The sequence below is a fragment of the Fulvimarina endophytica genome, assembly GCF_003403015.1.
Classification (GTDB): domain Bacteria; phylum Pseudomonadota; class Alphaproteobacteria; order Rhizobiales; family Rhizobiaceae; genus Fulvimarina; species Fulvimarina endophytica.
In genome coordinates this window covers 44,162-64,782 of the sequence record NZ_QURL01000010.1, presented here as the reverse complement: position 1 = coordinate 64,782, position 20,621 = coordinate 44,162, and the positions used below count along the sequence as shown (strand labels likewise).

Here is a 20,621-nt window from a genome sequence, read left to right as displayed (position 1 = left end):
GGATTTCGGCCGGGCCGGGACCAACCTCACGCCCCGCCTTTCCGGCATCCCAGACAGAGACCGGCGAGCTCGACGGTCGCCGTCTCCGCCAGAAAGCCGCTGCCGCGCGACAGGTCCGCGAGCTTTCGTTTCAGCCCCGCATCCTCGATCGCACCGGTCTCGCCACATCAAGTGCAGATCGTGACCGCGACCTGGCCATCCTGGCCGGACTGCCCGCAGACCGCGAAGGCGCGAAGGGTCTCGATCCTGCGCGCCTTGCCCTCGCGCACGAGCTTGTCCAGCGCGCGGTAGACCTGGAGCGGCGAGCGGATGCCGTCGGCGTGCAGGAGCTTCAGCAGTTCGTAGGCGCGCATGGGTCTGCCGGACTTCACCAGGGCGTCGTAGACGAGTTGCTGGTTGCGACCGGGCCGCAGCCCCTGCCTCTCCTCCAATGCCCTCGCCTCCTCGTTCGCCATTCGGGTCTCGCAAATTTGTTATGTTATAACATTTTTCTTGCGAACCGTAATAACATAACATAGTGAGCCGTCAAGAACGGCCGGTTCCGCCGGCTTCTCCATGCACCCGACCGCATAGATTCGAGACGAACGAAGACCTCATGCTCAAGCCGAACACCCTCGCCGCCGCGAGCGTCCTGGCGCTCACGGCCGCGACCTTCTCCCAAGCCTCGGCCGCCGAACTGAACGCGGTGGCGACCTTCTCGATCATCGGGGATTTCGCCGAAAAGGTCGGCGGCGATCGGCTCGATCTGACGACACTCGTCGGCCGCAACGGCGATGCCCATGTCTACGCCCCCAAACCCGCAGACGCCCGGGCCCTCGCGGCGGCCGACGTGGTTCTGACGAACGGTTTCGGCCTCGAAGGCTTCCTGGACCGGCTGATCGCCGCCAGCGGCACCGAAGCTGCAATCGTGCGCCTGACCGATGGTATCGAACCGCGCGAGGAGGCGGGCGGCGGGCATTATCACTTCGTCGACGGCGAGGCGATCTTCCATGCCGGAGGGGTGAATGCCCATGCCTGGCAATCCGTGGCCAATGCGAAGATTTATGTTTCGAACATCCGTGATGCCTTCTGCGAGGCAGATCCAGAGGGGTGCGAGACCTATGCGGCCAATGCCGGCGATTACCTCGCCGAGCTGACCGCGCTCGACACAAAGGTCCGAACCGCCGTCGAAGCCCTTCCCAAGGACAGCCGCACGGTCGTGGTCGGCCATGATGCCTTCGGTTACTTCGAAGGCGAGTACGGCATACGCTTCCTGTCGCCCCAGGGCATCTCGACCGAAGCCGAAGCGTCCGCCGCCGACGTGGCCGGTCTCATCTGGCAGATGCAGGAGGCGCGGACCGCCGCCGTCTTTGCCGAGAACATCGCGGACTCCCGGCTGGTCGAGCAGATCGCCTCGGAAGCCGGCACCGAACTCGCCGGAACGCTCTACTCCGACGCCCTGTCCGAGCCGGACGGCCCGGCCTCCGACTACCTCTCGATGATGCACCACAATCTGCGGCTCATCACCTCCGCCCTGTCTTCCGACTGAGAGACGCCTCGCGCGTCCTCTCCCCCTCACCTCCCATCAACCACAAGGAACCGGGAATGTTGCGATCCATCGCCTCGACCACTGCCCTCGCCCTCATCCTGTCGGGCCATGCGCTCGCAGAGGAGACGACCCATGACGACCATGAGAGCGTCACCCTCTACCGCGTCTTCGTCGGCGATCATGCCGACCCGAAGATCACCGCCTTCGATCTCGATAAGCCGGACAATCGCTGGACCTTCGAGACCAAGGGACAGAGCAAGCTCTACGGCGTCGGTGAAGGAGCGGCCGTCGTCGCGGTCCAGTCCGACGGTGATCAGGTGAACTTCATCGACAGCGGTATCTCGCTTCAGTCCCATGGCGATCACTCCGACATCGACATCGAGGAGCCGGAAGCGCTCGGCGAGACCCTCACCGGCCCGCGCCCCTTCCATCTCATCGACCATGCCGGCAAGGTGGTGATCAATTTCGACCGCGGCGGCTATGCCGAGATCGTCGACGCCCACGACCTGTCCGAAGGCGAAGTCGAAACGGTGCGCATGCCTCAGGCCCGCGCCCATCACGGCTATGTCGCCCCGATCGGCACCGGCTGGGTGACGAGCGTCGCGTCGGACGCTCCGGTCGAAGGCGACAAGGCGCCGGAACGCGTCGGCCTGCAGCCGGTCGCTGCGGACGGCACGCCGACCGGCGAGGTCGAGACCTGCACCGCCATCCACGGCGAGGCCTTTTCCGGCGCCTATCTCGCCACCGGCTGCAAGGAAGGCATCCTGACGGTGAAGGCCGGCAGCAACGGGCCGGAATTTGCGATGCTCGAATATCCGTCCGACCTGCCCGCCGGCGAAACCACCGGCACGCTGATCGGCTCGAAGAGCATGCAGGTGTTCCTCGGCAATTACGGCGCCAAGGGTCTGGTCGTCGTCGATCCCGTCGACGAGCCGCATTTCCGCTATGTCGAACTGCCCTTCCGGCGCATCGATTTCGCGCTCGATCCGGCCAATGCCCGCTTCGGCTACGTGCTCACCGAGGACGGCACGCTGCACAAGCTCGACGTCCTGAAGACCGAGGTGACGGACAGCGCCAAGGTCACCGAGCCCTATTCCATGGACGGAGACTGGAACGATCCGCGACCGCGCCTCGCAATGGCCGGCGACGAGATCGCCATGAGCGATCCGAAGGCCGGCCTGGTGCGCCGCATCGCCAAGGAGACGCTCGAGGAAACCGGGACGATCGAAGTCGGCGGCATGCCCTACAACATCGCGGTCGTCGGCGGCAGCGGCATGGTTCACGAGGGCGAGGGTCACGACCATTCCGGGCATGACCATTCCGCCCACGCCCACAGCCATGGCGACCCGCAGATCTACAAGGGCTATTTCGAGGACAGCCAGATCAAGGACCGGCCCCTGGCGGACTATGCCGGCGACTGGCAGTCGGTCTACCCGTATCTTCAGGACGGCACGCTCGATCCGGTCTGGGAGCACAAGGCCGAAGCCGGCGAGATGACGGCCGAGGAGTACAAGGACTACTACACGACCGGCTACCGCACCGATGTCGAGCGCATCACCATCGAGGGCGACACCGTCACCTTCTACAGGGACGGAAAGCCGCTGACGGCCCAGTACAGCTATGACGGCTACGAGATCCTGACCTACGAGAAGGGCAATCGCGGCGTCCGCTTCATCTTCGAGAAGGGCGAGGGAGACGCCGAGGCGCCGCAGTTCCTTCAGTTCGCCGACCACGGCATCTTCCCGGCCAAGGCCAGCCACTATCACCTCTATTGGGGTGACGATCGGGCAAAGCTCCTCGAGGAGCTGACCAACTGGCCGACCTACTACCCCTCCTCGCTGAAACCCGACGAGATCGTCAGCGAGATGCTGGCGCACTGATCGTTCCAAGGTTTCTGCGGCCGTCCGGCGAAACTGCGCCGGGCGGCCCCGATCCATTCCCGTTACCGTCAAATCGAGGGTTCGCCATGAGCCAGACCACGCGCCCGTCCGATCGTCTGCCCGTCACCGTCCTGTCCGGCTTTCTCGGCGCCGGCAAGACGACGCTCCTGAACCGCGTCCTCAACAATCGCGAGGGCAAGCGCGTCGCCGTGATCGTCAACGACATGTCCGAGGTCAACATCGACGCCGATCTCGTTCGCGCGGGTGGGGCGAACCTCTCCCAGACCGACGAGACGCTGGTCGAGATGTCGAACGGCTGCATCTGCTGCACGCTGCGCGAGGACCTTCTGAACGAGGTGCGCAGGCTCGCGAGCGAGGGAAGGTTCGACTATCTCCTGATCGAATCCACCGGCATTTCCGAGCCGCTTCCCGTCGCGACGACCTTCGAGTTCCGCGACGAAGAGGGGCGCAGCCTTTCGGACGTCGCCCGCCTCGATACCATGGTCACGGTCGTCGACACCGTAAACCTCCTCAACGACTATTCGAGCCACGACTTCCTCTCCGATCGCGGCGAGACCACCGGCGAAGGCGACGAGCGAACCATCGTCCAGCTTCTCGTCGAGCAGATCGAGTTCGCCGATGTCGTCGTCCTCAACAAGGTGTCCGATGCGACCCCGGACCAGTTGGACGCCGCCCGCAAGATCGTTCGCAGCCTGAACGCCGATGCCCGGATCATCGAGGCGAACTACTCCGAGGTCGAAGCAGACGATATCCTCGACACCGGCCTCTTCGACTTCGGGAAGGCGCATGAGCATCCGATGTGGGCGAAGGAACTCTACGGATACGCAAGCCATGTTCCCGAAAGCGAGGAATACGGCGTCGCCTCCTTCGTCTACCGGGCCCGCAGACCCTTTGATCCGCAGAAGATCCACGATCTGTTCAAGGACCCGTTGCCGGGCGTCGTCCGGGCCAAGGGCCACTTCTGGGTGGCGACCCGCCCGAACATCGTCGCCGAATTCTCGCTCGCCGGCGCCCTGTCGAGCGTGACGCCCCTCGGCGTCTGGTGGGCGTCCGTCCCGAAGGAGCGGCGGCCGGACAACCCGCAGGCCAATGCCTATCTCGCCGAGCGCTGGGCGGAGCCCTTCGGCGACCGGCGCCAGGAACTCGTCTTCATCGGCATCGGGATCGATTGGCCGGCGCTGAAGGCAAGGCTCGACGCCTGCCTCGCGCCCGCCGAAAGCCTCGATGATCTCGAAGAGCTTTCGCACCTGACGGACCCGTTCCCCGCATGGACCCAAAGCCGCGACGCCGCATGAGCGCTCTCGGCGATCGGGCCGGTTTTTAGCGGGTAGAAAATCGCGTATCAGGTCTCGTCGGCATTTCTCTTCCCAATTCCGGAAGGAGGCATTATCTCTGGGCAATCCCTGATTTGATCGCTGCCACCAGGATTGATCCTCATGCTTGATCGACACATCGTGCCCGTGGCGAAGAACGGGCGGATGAACCTTCCCTCGGCCCTCAGATCCAAGCTCGAACTCGATGGCGGGGGGAAGATCGTGTTCATCGAGAAGGAGAATGGCGAGGTCGAGGTGACGACGCTGCGGCGTTCCCTCAGGCGGGCTCAGGACCTCGTTCGGCAATCGATCCCCGCCGATGTCGACCTGGTGGGTGATCTGATCGAGGAACGGCGCAGGGAAGCGTTGCGCGAAGCGGATGGTGGATCATGACGGGCATGGTGCTCGACACCTCCGCGATCATGGCCTTCCTTCGGGACGAGACGGGAGCCGACAGGGTCGCGTCGATGCTCGAGGATCGCGCGATCGTCTCCACCGTCAACGTGCAGGAACTTATCGCAAGCCTCGCCTCGAAGGGCATGGCGCCGCAAGACGCGCGTCTCGCCGTTCGCTCTCTCAATCTGGAAGGACGCGACCTGACCTGGGAGCTCGCCGAGCGGGCCGCCGAACTGGTCGAGTGGACGAAGCCCTTCGGCCTCAGCCTCGGCGATCGCAGCTGCCTTGCCCTTGCACAAATGCTCGACATGCCGGCGGTCACCGCCGACCGGATCTGGTCGAACCTCGCCGAGACCATCGGCGTCGAAGTGATCGTCATCCGCTAGATCGTCGCGTCGCCGGCAATCGGGACGACGGAACCGTTCTCCTCGCCGTTCCAAAGGGTTCATGGCCCGGGCCGGATGCGGACAGGATGGGCAACGCCTCGCGATACCCTGCGATGCCCCCGAGAGCCGGGAAGCCCGGCTTCACGGAAGTGTTCCCCGGCTTCCGGCCGGATCAGTCTTCGGGCGGGGTTTCGAGGATCTCGCCTTGCGGGATCGACAGGACCATGGCGTGACGGCCGCCCGCCGAGGCGAGGCGGCTGCTCAAGGTGAAGCCGTGCAGGCGCGCCACGGCATGAACGAGCGCGAGGCCGAGCCCGACGCCCTCGATGCCCTCGGCCTCGCGCCCCCGGAAGAAGCGCTGGCCGATCTGGTCGATCTCGCCTGGCGCAAAGCCCGTTCCGCCGTCCGAGACTTCGAGTTCGGCCCCTCCCTCCACCGCGACGAGGGCGATCTCGATCGCCGCGCCGTGCGGTCCGAACTTCAGTGCGTTCTCGACGAGGTTGGCGAGCGCCTCCATCAGGAGGTCCCGGTCTCCCATCACCGCGATCGGCGTCGCCTTCAGCGCGAGCGAGGCGCCGCGTTCGTCGGCGAAGGGGGCGAACAGTTCGTGCACGTCCGCAACGATCCCATCGAGACGAAGCGGGGCGAAGAGGGCTCGCTTCTGGCGGTCGTCGAGTTCGCGGATCCGCAGGAGGCTGGAGACGATCGACATGGCGTTCCGGCACTCGGCAAGGGCGTCCTCGGCTGCGGCAAGCGGGACCTCGCCCTTCTCCGCATTCGCCACGACCCGGTCGAGCTTGGTCTTCAGACGGGTGAGCGGCGTCTTCAACTGGTGGGCGATGTCGTCGCCCAGTCCGCGCAGCTCCACCATCAGCATCTCGATGCGGTCGAGCATCGTGTTGATGTGAATGTTCAGCGCCCCGAGAACGTCGGGCTTGCGCGCGACGGGAAGCCGCTTCTTCAGGTCGCCGGCGATGATCCGTTCGCTGAGGCGCCGGACCGCGTCGAGACGCTGGACGGCCCTGTCGCCGATGATCAGCCCCCCGAGCAGGGCGAAGATCGATGCGGGAATAAGAGCGAGAAGAAACGCCTTCTCCACCAGCTGGACCGTCTCGGCGTTCTGTCCGCGGTCGAGACCGACGAACAGGCGCTGACCGCCGAGAAGACCGCAGAGACGGCCGACGACCCGTGTTTCCACCGTCGGCACCGGATCGGAGCGCAGGACCGAAACCTCCCTTGCGGGACGATCCGGCTCGAGCGCCGCCGGAATGGCGGCGGCGTTTCCGGCGAGCGGCCTTCCGCCTGCGTCTTCCAGCAGCACGATGCGCTGACGATGGATATCGGCCCTGATCGATTCCTCCAGTTCGTGGGCGCGGCGGTCCGGCGGGATCGAGGAGAACACCTCGCAGAAATCGCCGAGCTCCGTCTCGATCTCGCGCGATTGCGCGACGCTGAGGAAGAGCGCGACGAGACCGGCCAGAACCGCCATCTGCAGCATCAGAAGAGCCGCGAGACCGGCGCTCCACCGGATCACCGTTCGATGGCGCACGTCCTTGTGGAACGGGGTCATCGCACCGACAGGCGATAGCCTCTCCCGCGTACGCTCGAAATCATCGGCATGTCCGTCTCGGTATCGAGCTTGCGCCGCAGCCGGCCCATATGGACGTCGACCACATTGCTCTTCGGCTCGAAATTGTAGTGCCAGACGTCGCGCAGCAGCATCGCGCGGGTGACCACCGAGCCTTCGCTGCGCAGGAGATAGGCGAGAACCTCGAACTCGCGCGAGAGAAGCTCGAGCTCGCGCTCGCCGCGCCAGGCCTTCTTGGCGACGAGGTCGAGGACGAGGGAGCCCTGCCTCAGCTGCGTTTCGCCGGACCCCGATGGCCGGCGCAGGAGCGCCTCCAGCCGGGCGACGAGTTCGATCGGCTCGAACGGCTTGCACAGATAGTCGTCGCCGCCCGCGCGAAGACCGCGCACGCGCTCGTTGAGATCGGACAGGGCGCTCAGGATCAGCGTCGGCAGGGAAACGCCGCGCCGTTTCAGTTCGGCAAGGACTTCCAGCCCCTCCCAGTCCGGCAGGCGGCGATCGAGCACCAGGACGTCGGCAAAGCCGGACCGCGCCGCACCGAGAAGCGCCTCGCCCGTCGCAAAACGCCGGACGGCGAAGCCTGCCTCGTCGAGGAGCCTCCGGATCTCGGCCGCCATCTCGTCGTCGTCCTCGCACAGGGCGACCCGTCTCGTGTCGGATGGCGGATTTGGTCCCGCATGGTCCGTCATGCCCGGCCCCTCCTTCCTTCTCTCTGCAGCAAACCGTCTTCGATCAAAGGGCACCGGTCCGCAAGGCGGCGGGACCTGATCGAAGGACGCGGCAAACGGCGCCATGAAGGTCCCGAGGCCGATGATCGACGATCCCTCAGCCGATGCCGACGAGGAGGCCGACGGCGAGGACGACCACGCCACCGACGACGATCTGGATCAGCGACCGGCGCCAGGACGTCTTCATGAAGCGGTGCTGGACCGCCGCGATGACGAAGAGTTCCACCGCGACGACCGAGAAGGCGATCCAGGTCGCGAGCCAGAAATCGGGGATCAGGTAGGGAAGCGCGTGTCCGAGGCCGCCGACCGTCGTTGCAAGACCCGTCGCGATGCCCCGGATCGTCGGCGAACCGCGACCCGAGATCTCGCCGTCGTCCGAGGCGATTTCCGTGACGGCCATCGAAATGCCCGCGCCGAGGGAGGCGGCGAGGCCGACACGGAACGCCTGGCCAGGCTCCTGGGTGGCGAAGGCCGTCGCGAAGATCGGCGCGAGTGTCGAGACGGACCCGTCGATGAGGCCGGCGAGGGAGGGCTGGACATAGGTGCGGACGAATTGCTGGCGCGTCTGCGAGCCGGCGGGGCCCGTCTCGATGCCGAAAGTGCTGTTCTGGCTCGCCATCCTCTGGCCCTCGCTCGCTCCCGCCCTCGCGGCGCCTTCCGTCATGGGATCGCGGCGCGCGGGGTTGGAGATCTCGTTTCCGGCGTGAGGAGCCCGACGGAGGAGCGCGCCCGGATCGGTTGCCCCGACCTGCGGACGATCGTCCTTCCACTTCGGCGTCCCGCCTCGTCGCAGATGAGAACCGTTCCAGGGTGGAATGGATGCGTTCGCCTCCGCCGGTGGCGGTTAAAGTCGGTTTCACAGAATGAACCGGAGTTCATGAAGGGCCGCGGGCCGGACACCGAACGGAAAGACGGGCCGGCTTTCGGGACCCTCGGACGCCGGGCATCGAGGCTGGACGGCAAGGCACGCCATGCGGATGGAGGCCCTTCGCGGCGATGTGTCGGGAGAGGGGCACCATGCTGCCCGCAGCCGCCCCGAAGGCGGATCCAGCCGGTCATGAACGGCGGTTCATACTATGAAACCGAATTTACGGATCGCGCCCTGTCGCACCGGGTTACCCATCGGCAAAGAGGGCGGAGGTCGTCTGCCCGCGACCGTTAGGGACGGATCCATGCATCTGACAAAAGCACTCATCGCCGAGTTCATCGGCACATTCGCCCTCATCTTCATCGGCGCCGGGGCGGTCGTCGCCGTGGATCCGAACAACTGGGTGGCGATCGGCCTTGCCCATGGCTTCGTCATCATGGTCTTCGCCTATGCGTTCGGCAACGAGAGCAATTCCTACGTGAACCCGGCCCTCACCATCGGCGTCGTGGTGGCCGGCGAAGGCCGGTTGTCGGCGGCCGTGCCGGTCTTTCTCGCGCAGATCGCGGGCGGCATCGTCGGCGGCCTCGTCCTTGCCGCCGTCTATGGCGCGAACGCGCCGAACCATCTCGGCATGACCATGATCAATACCGACATGACCTCGATCGCGGGCGGGCTGTTCCTGGAATTCATCGGCACCTTCTTCCTGATGACGGCCGTTCTCAACACGGCGCTGCGCGGGACCGCCGGCAATTTCGCGCCCTTCGCCATCGGCATGACGGTGGCCTTCTGCATCATGGCGTTCGGTCCCGTCACCGGCGCCTCGCTCAACCCGGCCCGCACGCTCGGACCGGCGATCGGAACGGGCGTCTACACGCAGGTTCTCGCCTATTCCATCGTCCAGATCCTCGGCGCGATCGTCGCCGCGATCCTCTACCGGGTCGTCTATGCCCGCCGGATCGGTGACGAGACACATCCCGAGGTCGACGAGAGACAGGCGGCGTTCTGACGCCCAAGCCCCCGATATCGTCCCGGGCGCCCCCGATATCGATCCGGGCGCCCGGGTCCCCCGGCAACGACAGATCAAGACAAGACAAGGACAGGTATCATGAATGTGAGACCAGACATTTCGAACCGCGGCGAGTGCCCGTTCGGCGGCACGCGTATCGGGGGTGCGACGGGATCGGAGCCGCAGCTCGACCACTGGTGGCCGAACCGGCTGAAGGTGGAGCTTCTGCATCAGGACCCGGTCGAGGCGAACCCGCTCGGCAAGAGCTTCGACTATGCCGAGGCGTTCAAGACGCTGAACCTCGACGAGGTGAAGGCCGACATCAAGGCCTTCCTCACCTCCTCGGTCGACTGGTGGCCGTCCGACTACGGCAATTACGGCCCGCAGATGATCCGCATGGCCTGGCATTCGGCCGGAACCTACCGGCGGGCCGACGGGCGCGGCGGTGCGGCCAAGGGCATGCAGCGCTTCGCGCCGATCAATTCGTGGTGGGACAACGGCAACACCGACAAGTCGCGCCGCCTGCTCTGGCCGATCAAGCAGAAATACGGCGCCGCCCTCTCCTGGGCCGATCTCTATATCCTCGCCGGCAACTGCTCGCTGGAAATCATGGGTTTCCCCACCTTCGGCTTCGGCGGCGGCCGCATCGATGCCTGGGAGGCCGACCGCGCCACCTATTGGGGGCCTGAAGGCTGGAACGGCAAGAAGCCGAGCGAGACCGCGCCCGGTCCGCTCGAGGGCCATCCCAACCAGATGGTGACCCGCACCCTGCGCTGGGAAGGCGAGCCCAAGGACGATCACTACGATCTCGAAAACCCGCTCGCGGCCTCCCATCAGGCGCTGATCTATGTCGATCCGGAAGGCCCGAACGGCAACGGCGATCCGATGGATTCGGCCCGCGATATCCGCACGACGTTCTCGCGCATGGCGATGAACGACGAGGAGACGGTGGCGCTCATCGCGGGCGGCCACGCCTTCGGCAAGTCCCACGGCATGACCTCGCCCGACAAGATCGGACCCGCCCCCGAAGGCGCGCCGATCGAGGCGATGGGCATGGGCTGGCACAATCCCAACGGCTCGGGCTTTGCCCAGTACACGATGACCAACGGCATCGAGGGCTCGTGGACGCCGAACCCGACCAAGTGGGACAACGACTACCTCACCAACCTCTTCAAGTTCGAGTGGGAAAAGACCAAATCTCCGGCCGGTGCCCTCCAGTGGCAGCCGAAGGACCCGAACGCGCCGAAGACGCCAGACGCCCATACCGACGAGATGCATCCCCTGATGATGATGACGTCGGACATCGCGCTGATCACCGATCCGGAATACCGCAAGATCTGCGAGAAGTTCCTGAACGACTTCGACGCCTTCACCGACGCCTTCTCACGCGCCTGGTTCAAGCTCGTCCATCGCGACATGGGCCCGAAGGTCCGCTATCTCGGGCCCGAGGTTCCGGCCGAGGATCTCGACTGGCAGGACCCGATCCCCGACCTCGACCACGAGGTGGTGAACGATGCCGATATCGGGCAGCTGAAGGCGAAGATCCTCGATTGCGGCCTCACGGTCTCCGATCTCGTCTTCGTGGCCTGGAGCTCGGCCTCCACCTATCGCGATTCCGACAAGCGGGGCGGGGCGAACGGCGGCCGCATCGCGCTCGAGCCGCAGAATGGCTGGCAGGTCAACGATCCCGAGCGCACCGACAAGGTGCTGGCGGCGCTGCGCCTGATCGCCGACGAGTTCAACGCAGCCCAGTCGGGCGGCAAGAGGATCTCGCTTGCCGACATCGTCGTTCTCGCCGGCTGCGCGGCCGTCGAGAAGGCCGCGAAGGATGCCGGCGTCGACGTGAAGGTGCCGTTCACCCCGGGCCGCATGGACACGACGCAGGAGCTCACGAATGTCGAGTTCTTCGAGTGGCTGGAGCCGGTTTCGGACGGCTTCCGCAACTATCACCGCGAGGACATCGTCTACAACGTGCCGCCCGAGCAGCTCTTCCTCGACCGGGCGATGCTGCTTTCGCTGACGGCGCCCGAATGGACGGCCCTCGTCGGCGGGCTGCGTGTCCTCGACACGAACTGGGACGGCTCCAGGCACGGCGTCTTCACGGATCGTCCGGGCGTCCTGACGAACGACTTCTTCGTCAACCTGACCTCGCCGGACTACACCTGGAAGAAGGCCGATGCGGACGGCATGTCCTTCACGCTCAACGACTTCAAGTCGGACGAGGTGAAGTTCACGGCGACCCGCTGCGACCTGATCTTCGGCTCGAACGCCCAGCTGCGCCAGATCGCCGAAGTCTACGGCGCGTCCGACGGCCACGAACGCCTCGTCAAGGACTTCGTCGCCGCCTGGAACAAGGTGATGATGCTCGACCGATACGACACCATCCCCTCGCTGAAAAAGGCCGCCTGACGAACGGGAGGGCGGTCCCCGGGCCGCCCTTTCCTTTACTTGGAAAACACCAGCCGATATGCGCCACGAGCAAAAATGGCGGGCACACGCTTTGGTGGAATACCCTCCCCCCGCACCGTCGGATATGACGGGTTCCGCACCGCAAGGTATCACGCCACCGATGATGTCCCCTCGTTCCAGATCCAGCCTGCACGGTGAAGACTTGCCGCCGACCCCGCATTCTTTCCACCTGATCTCCGTCGTCATTCCGGCTCGCAACGAGGCGGGCAATCTGGAGACCCTCATTCCCGAGATCGAGGCCGCCCTTCGCCATCGGGATTTCGAGATCATCGTCGTCGACGACGGCTCAGGCGACGGAACGGGAAGCCTTCTTGCCGATCTCGCCAAGCGCCGATGCCCGGTGCGTCACCTCAGACACGACAGGGCATGCGGCCAGAGCCGGGCGGTGCGCTCGGGCGTGGCCGCAGCGCGCGGCGACGTGATCGCGACCATCGACGGCGACGGCCAGAACGATCCGGCCTTCCTGCCGGCGCTGGTCGAGGCCCTGGAGGCCGCGGGCGAGGCGTGCGGGCTTGCCGCCGGCCAACGCACGGGGCGCACCGACACGTTCGTCAAGCAGGTCTCGTCGCGCCTCGCCAACGGCCTGCGCCGCGCCGTCCTGAAGGACGATACGCGGGATACCGGCTGCGGTCTCAAGGTCGCGCCCATCGAGGTGTTTCGCAGACTTCCCTATTTCGACGGCTGGCACCGCTACCTTCCGGCGCTCGTCCTGCGGGAAGGGTTCACGATCGTCCATGTGGATGTCGCGGATCGTCCGCGCGGGATGGGCGTGTCCAATTACGGGGTGTTCGATCGGGCGCGGCGCGGCGTCCTCGATCTCTTCGGGGTCTGGTGGCTGATCAGACGCTGTGCGAAGAACCCCATGCTCGAGGAGATCGTCCTCGAGCCGGTGCATGCGACGGCCGTCCGTTCCGATCGACTGGAAACAGAGCCACGATGAGCGCGATCGCAGATTTCATCCACGAGACCTTCGTTCAGCAGTTCAACGGATGGATCGTGCTGGGCTTCGTCGCGCAGGCGATGTTCACGGGACGGTTCGCCATCCAGTGGATCGCCTCGGAGCGCGCTCGCAAGAGCGTCGTTCCCGTCGCGTTCTGGACGTTCTCCCTGGCAGGCGGCTCGCTGCTTCTTCTCTACGCCATCCATCGCATGGACCCGGTCTTCATCATCGGCCAGCTGACGGGGCTGTTCATCTACGCGCGCAACATGGTGCTCATCCGCAAGGAGCGCAAAGAGGCCGCCATGATACCCGAAGTCCCCTCCTTGCCCGTCGCGGGCAAGTCCGATCGCAGCTTCGGCTGAAACCCGAGACCGCATCGCACGGCAGGAGAGGCCCGTTCCATGAACGATACCCGGATCGAGGACGGTCGCGACGGGGCCGTGGGCGGATGGAGGACCCTCCTCGCCGGCCCGTTCTGGCCCATGGTGGCGATCGTCGTCTTCGTCTTCGCCTCGGCGGCCATGCGCCCCCTGCTGCCTCCCGACGAGACACGATATCTCTCGGTCGCCTGGGAGATGATGGTGCGCGGGAACTTCATCGTTCCGACCCTGAATTTCGATCTCTACGCGGAAAAGCCCCCGCTCCTCTTCTGGCTGATCGATCTGTCCTGGTCCCTCTTCGGCGTTTCGCGGTGGAGCGCGCTCGTCCCGATCGCCGGCATCTCGGCGCTGGTGATCTTCCTGACGGACCGGCTCTCACGCCGCCTCTTCGCGGACCGGCCGATGCTGTGCCGCCGCGTCGGATGGCTGATGGCGGGCAATATCGCCTTCGTCGTCTATGCCGGGCTGATCCTCTTCGATCTCCTGACGACGGCCCTCGTCCTTGCGGCGACCCTTGCGCTGATCGATACGAGACTGTCGACGCGCGCCGGCGCCATCCTTGCCGGTCTCGCTCTCGGCCTCGGGCTTCTCGCCAAGGGCCCCGTCGCGATCCTCTATGCTCTTCTCGCGGCGATCAGCGCGGCGCTCTTCCTGCGCACCGAACGCGGTCTCTCGTCGAGACGCCTCGCATCGCGCGTCCTCCTGGCCCTCGGGCTGTCGCTCCTGATCATCTCCTGCTGGCTGGTGCCGCTTGCGATCGCGACCAATGGCGAGCTTCTGCAAAGGCTGGTCTGGGATCAGGCGGCAGGCCGCGTGACGGGCACCATCGAGGCAAGCCATGCAAGGCCGTTCTGGTTCTATCTCGTCCTCCTGCCGGTGGCAGCGCTCCCCTGGCTTCTGACGATCCCGTTCTGGCAAGCCCATCCCCTCTTCCGGCGACAGACCTGGCGGCGGTTTCGAGCCGCGCTCGCGAGCGAACGGTCCTTGCGATTTCTCGTCTTCTGGATCGTCGCGGCCGTCCTGATCTTCAGCCTCATCACCGGAAAGCAGCCCCACTACCTTCTGCCGGTTCTTCCGGCCGCCGTCATTCTCACGGCCAGAGCCTTCGAGACCGTCGTCCTTGGACCGATCCGCGGCCTGACGCTCGTCATCCTCGCCGTGACGGTTGCCGGACAGGCGGCCTTCTCTCCCCTCCTGTCGCGCTACGACATCCAGCCGCTGGCCGCCTTCGTGGCGGATCTCGGAGAGGATGTGCCGATGGCGATCGTCGGCAGTCACCACGGCGAACTCAACTTCCTGGCCCGGCGCACGACCCCCTTCGCCGAGATTGATCCGGGCGAAGCCTCGCGCTGGCTCGCCGAACATCCCGATGGAGGCCTCGTCCTGATCGGCTCGCCGCCGCTCGATGTTAAGGCAGAGATCGTCTTCGAACAGCCCTATCGCGGAAGCCGGAAGATGATCGTCATGCGCTCTGCCGGGGCCGGCGATCGGCGCTGACAGCGCGGCCAAGGAGGCTTGTTCGGGACCGGGTGCCCGTCGTCAGGGCATGTTGCGCCGGATCGGCCGGTCCTTGCGGGACGATCCAGGGGTAACGTCCGGCGGCAGGACCCGGTCGAGCCCCGTTCTCGCCGACAAAGTTTCTGCGACGCGAACGACGAAGGCGACGAACGGTCTCAGCGAAGCGGATCGCAGAAACGCGGAGGCACAAATGCCGATCGATGCGCCGGCGACGATATCCGTCGGGAAATGCACGCCGAGAGCGATCCGCGAGACGCCGACGAGACCGCTCGCCACCGCCAGGATCCAGGCGACCCGGAAGCGCCCGGCAAAGGCGAGGCTCGCGGTCACCGCTGCCATGACGGCCACATGGTCGCTCGGGAACGAACTGTCGGCGGCATGGTCGAGGACGTTTGCCGCGAGCCCGATCATGAAGGGCCTCGGTTCGAAGACAAGGAACGAGACCAGGCCGGACACGGCCAGCGCTAAGCCTGCGGCGAGCGTCGCCGTGATCCCCGCTCTCCGGTCGCCGTCCCTGCCGCAAATCCAGAGCGCTGCGAGGACGAGGGGAACGAGCGCGACGAGCCAGTCCGCCGCCCCGATCTCGAACGGCGCCAAGGTCTCGGCGGCGAAACCATGAATGGCGGCGAAGAGGGACAGATCGAACTGGGTGGGCATGACATCCTCTCGACAGATGCCCGACGATCGCGGACGAGGCTCGCGGCCGCGTCTTCGGACCGATGCGGATCGATAGCCGTCTTAAAACTCGGCGATGACGTTCGCATCGTTTGCGGCGGGCGCCGACGGGCGAGACGCGAACGATCGCATGCGGCCGGGCGCGCCGCGGCCCTGCGATCTTTCTTCGACGCTTCGGCTCGCCCCCCGGTGCCTGCGGGCACCTGCGGGGGCGAGCCGAACCTTCAGGGGATGGCGGACGGCGCGTCAGGATGCGTGACGGATGCCGGGCAGCATGCGCTTGAGCGCGCCGGTCTTGAACCAGAAGTGCTGGGCGAGCGCGCCGAGGATGTGGAGGCCGATCAGGGCCAGCAACGGGTTCCAGAGAAGGGTGTGGTAGCCGGCGAGATCGTCGTTGCCGGTGAACCATGCGGCAAGGCCGAGGGCCGGCATGACGAGCAGCACGGCGTAGAGCAGCACATGGGTGACCTTCGACAGCGTCAAAGCCCATGTCGGCTCGCCTTCGGCATGGGGCGGGCGTCCGTTGACGAACCGGTCGAGAAGACGAACCGCCGCCGCGACGAGGACGAGGGTGCCGAGCACGATATGGGTGTATCCGAGGACGACCGTGAGCTGGTCGAGCGCGTGGCCCTCCAGCGTTCCGTCCCAGAAGTCGACCATGAATTCGCCTTCGATCCACTGGCCGATGATCAGGACGACGATCGTCCAGTGGAGGAAGACGTTGAGGCGGGTCCAGTGGGTGCGGCTGTTATCGAGTGACATGACAGAGGGTCCGATCGGGCAGAGTTGATCCGCACTCCTTCTGCGCCCCCGACATCGGCGCCCGCCTTGCCGCGATTATACGGTTTCGTAATCCTCGCCATTTCTCGCCGGATGCTCACGGCTCGATGGATCACCCGGCGGCCATGCTCTCCGGCCCGGGCGCGAGAAGGACACCGCCCGGGTTTGCCTTCGCCAGCGTCCCGAACCCGGACCGGATCGACGCGGGATCGGAACAGGGGCCCGGGACGGCAGGTTGTGGCTTCTTGATCTTGCGGAAACGCATCTTGAATCTCGCCGATCGGCTGAAGGTCGCGGCGAAGCGGCTGAAGCGGGATGTCGTCGCCCTGTGGCTGGCGGCTCGTGATCCAGACACGCCCCTGGCCGCCCGGTTGGTCGCCTTCCTGACGGCGGCCTATGCCCTGTCACCCATCGATCTGATCCCGGACGTCATTCCGGTCCTCGGGCTTCTCGACGATCTCGTTCTCGTTCCCGCAGGCATCTGGCTGGCTCTCCGGCTGATCCCTAAGACACAGATCTCGAGACTGCGACGACAGGCGGAAGCCATCGGACGACGGCCGAAGAGCCGGCTGGGTCTCGTTCTCGTCGTCGCGATCTGGATGTCGGGGCTCGCTCTGGTCCTTCATGTCACCTGGAGCCGGTTGTTCACCGCCGGATGACGAACCCAGCGCCGATATCAATGAACGCCATGCGGTCTCGAACCCTCTTTCTCCCGCGCTTGCAGGGCGTCCACGTCTGGGACGCCCCGATGTTCGACATGGCCTTGGAACCGGTGCGTGCCCGGGCTCAAGCCCCCGCGCCGGCGGCAGGCCGATCCTCGATCTTGTCCCGCTTCGTCACGGTCAGGTAGGCGACGAGGCCGGCGATGGTGACGAGGAAGAGAACGCTGGTGCCGGTCGTTCCGAGCCCGAGGCCGCCGTGGTTCGCCGGCTGCGACAGGAGATCGCCCATCGAGGCGCCGAAGGGGCGGGTCAGGATGTAGGCGACCCAGAAGGTCGCGACCGCGCCGCCGCCAAGCCTGTAGGCACCGTAGACGCAGGCGATGAGCGCGCCGAAGATCAGTGCCGAGACGCCGTAGCCAAGGCCGAGGCGCTCCGCGATCAGGTCGCCGGCGGAGGTTCCGAGCGCGAAGGTGAAGAGGATCGCGGCCCAGTAGAAGAGCTCGCGCTTGCGGGTGAGGATCGAGTGGATCGAGAGCGTGCGCTCGCTGGCGTACCAGGCGAGGAACGTGACGGCGAGGCCGATCGAGAAGGCGATCGTGGTGGTGACGAGGCTGATGCCGAGATCGTCGACCATGTAGTCGGAGACGAGCGTTCCGACGATCGAGACGAACACGACGACGAGCCAGTAGCTCGTCGCGACATATTCGCGAAGCTTCAACTGATAGGCGAGAACCGCGACGAGGAGAGCGCTCATGATGAGCGATGTGACGACGAGGCCGAGGCCGACATTGAAGATGAGAAAGTCGGCGGCGGTTTCCCCGACCGTCGTCGCCATGATCTTGATCACCCAGAAGGCGAGTGTGATCTGGGGGACCTTGCAGAGGAGGGTTTCGGTCAGGGCCGATTGGTTCGCATTCATTCCGGGGCTCCTTCGGACGCTGCCGCTCCATGCGGCTCGTCCCCGGGTCTAGGCGCCCTGCATTGCGACCGCTTCTCCCCGGCTATACCCTTTCGTAATCGCCCGTTTCGGAGGCCTTTCGTGCGGCGGGCAGGACGAGCCTGATCCGCAGCCCGGGCGCATTGTCGAGCGCCGAGGCGCTGCCGCCGTGAAGGTCCGCGATCGCCGCGACGAGGGAAAGCCCCAGCCCGCTGCCCGGCGTCGTCCGGCTCCGATCGAGGCGGTAGAGGCGCTGGAAGATCCGTTCCCGCTCGCCTTCCGGAACCCCCGGCCCGTCGTCGGCGACATCCAGCGCGATGTCGTCGCCGTGCCTCGAAACGGAAACGTCGATCCGGCCCGGCGCGGAGCCATGGCGAATGGCATTCTCGATGAGATTGGCGAGAGCCTGGGTCAGAAGCTCCTCGTCGCCCTCGATTTCGGCGGGCTGGAGGTTCGCCCAGGCCAGCACCCGCCCCTCGTCGGCCGCGACCTCCCCATAGATGTCGCAGACCTTCCGGACGACGTCGGCGACATCCAATCGGCGAAAGCGGGACTTCCGGGTTCCGGACTCGATCTGGGCGATCCGCAGGAGTGCGTTGAACGTCTCGATCGCCGCGTCGCTCTCGTCGATGGCGCCGTCGATCGCCGCTTCGTATTCGCCGGGCGAGCGGGGCTGGCGCCTGACGGCCTCGAGCTTCTGCCTCGACCTTGCAAGAGGCGTCCTCAGATCGTGCGCGATATCGGCGGAGACCTGCCTGAGGCTCGAAAGCAGCGTCTCGATGCGCGAGAGCATGGAATTGATGTCGATCGCGAGGCGATCGAGCTCGTCGCCTCGCTTCGTGACCGGAAGCCTGAGGTCGAGGCGGCCCTCGACGATGCGCCGGGTGGTTTCGGCGATCTCGTCGACCCGCCGCGTCGGCCCCACGGAGACGAGAAAGCCGCCGACGAGTGCGAGAAGGGTCGTTACCAGCGCCCCCCAGAGCATGGCGGAGAGGATGATTTCCTGCGTCTCGTCGAGAACGTGGGAGTTGCGACCGATCATGATGTCGTAGCCGCCGATCCGATCGCCGAGAGCGAGGAGAAGGACCCCGCCGTCCGCGTTCCGGGATGCCGCTCGCTTCAGATCCTCGGACCCGTCGAACGCCTCCGCCGACAGGCTCGCGTCGGTCCAGCCATCGCGCCACAGATCCGCAGGCAGGTTGCCGACGACCGCCCCTCCGTCCGAGGATCGGCGCAGGAGGTAGAAGCGATCCTCCGATGTCGACTCGTCCAGTTCGTCCATATCGTGCAGGAGAGCGCTCTCGCCGCCCCGGTCGAAGGCATCACGCAAGGTGCGCATGTCGTCGGAGATCGCCGACCTCAGAATGCCCGCCATCTCGGCGGAGGCCGCCACATAGGTGATCCCGAGAATGGTCAGCACCGAACCCAGAAAGAAGACGGTGTAGAGAAGCGCGACCCGGAAGGAGGTCGATCGGAAGGGCTCAGGACGGAACATTGAGGACATAACCCGAACCGCGGATCGTCTTGATCATCTCGGTCGCGAAGGGCCGGTCCACCTTGCCGCGCAGCCGGCTGACATGGGTCTCGACGACGTTCGTCTTCGGGTCGAAATGGAAGTCCCAGACGCGCTCGAGCAGCATGGTCCGGGTCAGGACCCGGCCGCGATTGCGCATCATGTATTCCAGAAGTCGGAATTCGCGGGGCTGGAGATCGATCTCCTGTCCCTCCCGCTTCACCGTCCGGGCGATCAGGTTCATCTCCAGATCGCCGACCTTGAGGACGGTTTCCTCCTTCCGCATCGGAGAGCGCCGCGCGAGCGCATTCAGCCGCGCCATCAGCTCGGAGAAGGCGAAGGGTTTCACGAGGTAATCGTCCGCGCCGGCTTCGAGCCCTTCGACACGATCGTCGAGCCCTGAGACGGAGGTCAGGAAGATCACCGGCGTGTCCCGCCCGGACGAACGCAGCGCCCTGACGATGGACAGCCCGTCGATGCCGGGCAGCATGCGATCGATGACCATCGCGTCGTAATCGCGCGTGCAGGCAAGCTCGAGCCCCATCGGGCCGGACGCCGCATGGTCCGGGTCGTGCCCCTCCTCCTTCAGCCCGCCGGTGACGTAGTCGGCGGTCGAGCGGTCATCCTCGATGACGAGCACCTTCATCGCGCGTCTCCTTCCCTGTCTTCCGCCGTTTACGTCCATGCCGGGCTCGCAGCGAGGTCCGGTTCCCCGCGAGCCGCGAACGCAAGGGAAAGCCGCCGGTCGGACGTCTGATGCCGGACACGAACGAGACCCTCCGGATCGAGGGTCTCGTCTTCATAAGCAAGGGAATATGCCGGCGAATGTCCCTGACTATACCGATCTGTATACAAGCGCAGCGATCGACTTCCCCATAAGCTGCGAACATAACCGCGATGTCCACCGACGACAGAGGTCCGCAGCAGGACGACCGGCAGGAGACGGTCATGATCGCACATGCTGAACGATGACCGGGCGCACCTCACACATCACCGAATTCCGGGTGTCGAGCATGCTCGCATCCGGGCGGGT

The 20,621-nt window shown here is 65.7% G+C and carries 19 protein-coding genes and 1 pseudogene; 11 read left to right on the top strand and 9 right to left on the bottom strand.

Translation table 11 applies throughout. The features are described 5' to 3' along the window. Positions 1-167: 167 nt before the first annotated feature. A complete protein-coding gene (locus DYI37_RS18405) occupies positions 168-455 on the bottom strand; it encodes a hypothetical protein (protein ID WP_116684744.1) in 288 nt (95 codons plus the stop codon). A 140-nt stretch (positions 456-595) separates the two neighbouring features. Between DYI37_RS18405 and DYI37_RS18400 the strand changes: the two genes are divergently transcribed. The 5 genes from DYI37_RS18400 to DYI37_RS18380 all read left to right on the top strand — a co-directional run bounded on the left by DYI37_RS18400 (position 596) and on the right by DYI37_RS18380 (position 5,524). Then, positions 596-1,528, top strand: coding sequence for a metal ABC transporter solute-binding protein, Zn/Mn family (locus DYI37_RS18400; protein ID WP_116684743.1), 933 nt, complete (start codon positions 596-598; stop codon positions 1,526-1,528). Between the two features lie 1,190 nt (positions 1,529-2,718). Further along, positions 2,719-3,408, top strand: coding sequence for a metal-binding protein ZinT (locus tag DYI37_RS20485; protein WP_425365063.1), 690 nt, complete (start codon positions 2,719-2,721; stop codon positions 3,406-3,408). An 86-nt stretch (positions 3,409-3,494) separates the two neighbouring features. Next, positions 3,495-4,724 carry a GTP-binding protein gene (locus DYI37_RS18390; RefSeq protein WP_116684741.1) on the top strand — a complete coding sequence of 410 codons (1,230 nt, stop codon included), beginning with the start codon at positions 3,495-3,497 and terminating at the stop codon, positions 4,722-4,724. A gap of 141 nt (positions 4,725-4,865) precedes the next feature. Then, a complete protein-coding gene (locus DYI37_RS18385; protein ID WP_147307947.1) occupies positions 4,866-5,135 on the top strand; it encodes an AbrB/MazE/SpoVT family DNA-binding domain-containing protein in 270 nt (89 codons plus the stop codon). Then, positions 5,132-5,524 carry a type II toxin-antitoxin system VapC family toxin gene (locus DYI37_RS18380; RefSeq protein WP_116684739.1) on the top strand — a complete coding sequence of 131 codons (393 nt, stop codon included), beginning with the start codon at positions 5,132-5,134 and terminating at the stop codon, positions 5,522-5,524. The genes DYI37_RS18385 and DYI37_RS18380 overlap by 4 nt, the downstream gene beginning before the upstream one ends. A 172-nt stretch (positions 5,525-5,696) precedes the next feature. Here DYI37_RS18380 and DYI37_RS18375 read toward each other — a convergent pair whose 3' ends face one another. The 3 genes and pseudogenes from DYI37_RS18375 to DYI37_RS18365 all read right to left on the bottom strand — a co-directional run. Next, entirely contained in the window at positions 5,697-7,094 is a 1,398-nt protein-coding gene (locus DYI37_RS18375; protein ID WP_116684738.1) for a sensor histidine kinase, read from the bottom strand. After that, a complete protein-coding gene (locus DYI37_RS18370; protein ID WP_116684737.1) occupies positions 7,091-7,801 on the bottom strand; it encodes a response regulator transcription factor in 711 nt (236 codons plus the stop codon). The genes DYI37_RS18375 and DYI37_RS18370 overlap by 4 nt, the downstream gene beginning before the upstream one ends. Before the next feature lie 136 nt (positions 7,802-7,937). Continuing rightward, positions 7,938-8,399 (bottom strand): annotated as a pseudogene (locus DYI37_RS18365) (DUF6962 family protein); the annotation flags it as partial. Positions 8,400-9,012: 613 nt separating this feature from the next. On the opposite strand from DYI37_RS18365, the gene DYI37_RS18360 reads away from it, so the two are divergent. From DYI37_RS18360 to DYI37_RS18340, 5 genes are all read left to right on the top strand, one after another. After that, the gene (locus DYI37_RS18360; protein ID WP_116684735.1) at positions 9,013-9,714 is read left to right on the top strand and encodes an MIP/aquaporin family protein; all 702 of its coding nucleotides are present in this window, start codon (positions 9,013-9,015) and stop codon (positions 9,712-9,714) included. A 99-nt stretch (positions 9,715-9,813) separates the two neighbouring features. Continuing rightward, positions 9,814-12,123 carry a catalase/peroxidase HPI gene (katG, locus tag DYI37_RS18355; protein WP_116684734.1) on the top strand — a complete coding sequence of 770 codons (2,310 nt, stop codon included), beginning with the start codon at positions 9,814-9,816 and terminating at the stop codon, positions 12,121-12,123. A 202-nt stretch (positions 12,124-12,325) separates the two neighbouring features. After that, complete coding sequence (locus DYI37_RS18350) at positions 12,326-13,123, top strand: glycosyltransferase family 2 protein (RefSeq protein WP_245413999.1); 798 nt, start codon at positions 12,326-12,328, stop codon at positions 13,121-13,123. Then, entirely contained in the window at positions 13,120-13,485 is a 366-nt protein-coding gene (locus DYI37_RS18345) for a lipid-A-disaccharide synthase N-terminal domain-containing protein (protein WP_116684732.1), read from the top strand. Before DYI37_RS18350 ends, DYI37_RS18345 begins: the two co-directional genes overlap by 4 nt. Positions 13,486-13,524: 39 nt before the next feature. Continuing rightward, complete coding sequence (locus tag DYI37_RS18340; protein ID WP_116684731.1) at positions 13,525-15,000, top strand: glycosyltransferase family 39 protein; 1,476 nt, start codon at positions 13,525-13,527, stop codon at positions 14,998-15,000. A gap of 42 nt (positions 15,001-15,042) precedes the next feature. On the opposite strand, the gene DYI37_RS18335 is transcribed toward DYI37_RS18340, so the two are convergent. Further along, positions 15,043-15,678, bottom strand: a complete 636-nt coding sequence (locus DYI37_RS18335) for an undecaprenyl-diphosphatase (protein WP_116684730.1) — start codon at positions 15,676-15,678, stop codon at positions 15,043-15,045. Between the two features lie 264 nt (positions 15,679-15,942). Beyond that, the gene (locus tag DYI37_RS18330; RefSeq protein ID WP_116684729.1) at positions 15,943-16,458 is read right to left on the bottom strand and encodes a cytochrome b; all 516 of its coding nucleotides are present in this window, start codon (positions 16,456-16,458) and stop codon (positions 15,943-15,945) included. 284 nt (positions 16,459-16,742) lie between these two features. On the opposite strand from DYI37_RS18330, the gene DYI37_RS18325 reads away from it, so the two are divergent. Next, positions 16,743-17,135 (top strand): YkvA family protein, encoded by a 393-nt coding sequence (locus tag DYI37_RS18325; protein ID WP_245413998.1) that lies wholly within the window; start codon positions 16,743-16,745, stop codon positions 17,133-17,135. A gap of 127 nt (positions 17,136-17,262) precedes the next feature. Here the strand turns inward: DYI37_RS18325 and DYI37_RS18320 are convergent, their stop codons facing one another. From DYI37_RS18320 to DYI37_RS18310, 3 genes are all read right to left on the bottom strand, one after another. Continuing rightward, positions 17,263-18,057, bottom strand: coding sequence for a COG4705 family protein (locus DYI37_RS18320; RefSeq protein ID WP_116684728.1), 795 nt, complete (start codon positions 18,055-18,057; stop codon positions 17,263-17,265). Between the two features lie 82 nt (positions 18,058-18,139). Continuing rightward, entirely contained in the window at positions 18,140-19,570 is a 1,431-nt protein-coding gene (locus tag DYI37_RS18315; RefSeq protein WP_116684727.1) for a sensor histidine kinase, read from the bottom strand. Continuing rightward, positions 19,557-20,234 (bottom strand): response regulator transcription factor, encoded by a 678-nt coding sequence (locus DYI37_RS18310; protein WP_116684726.1) that lies wholly within the window; start codon positions 20,232-20,234, stop codon positions 19,557-19,559. Before DYI37_RS18310 ends, DYI37_RS18315 begins: the two co-directional genes overlap by 14 nt. Positions 20,235-20,621 lie beyond the last annotated feature (387 nt).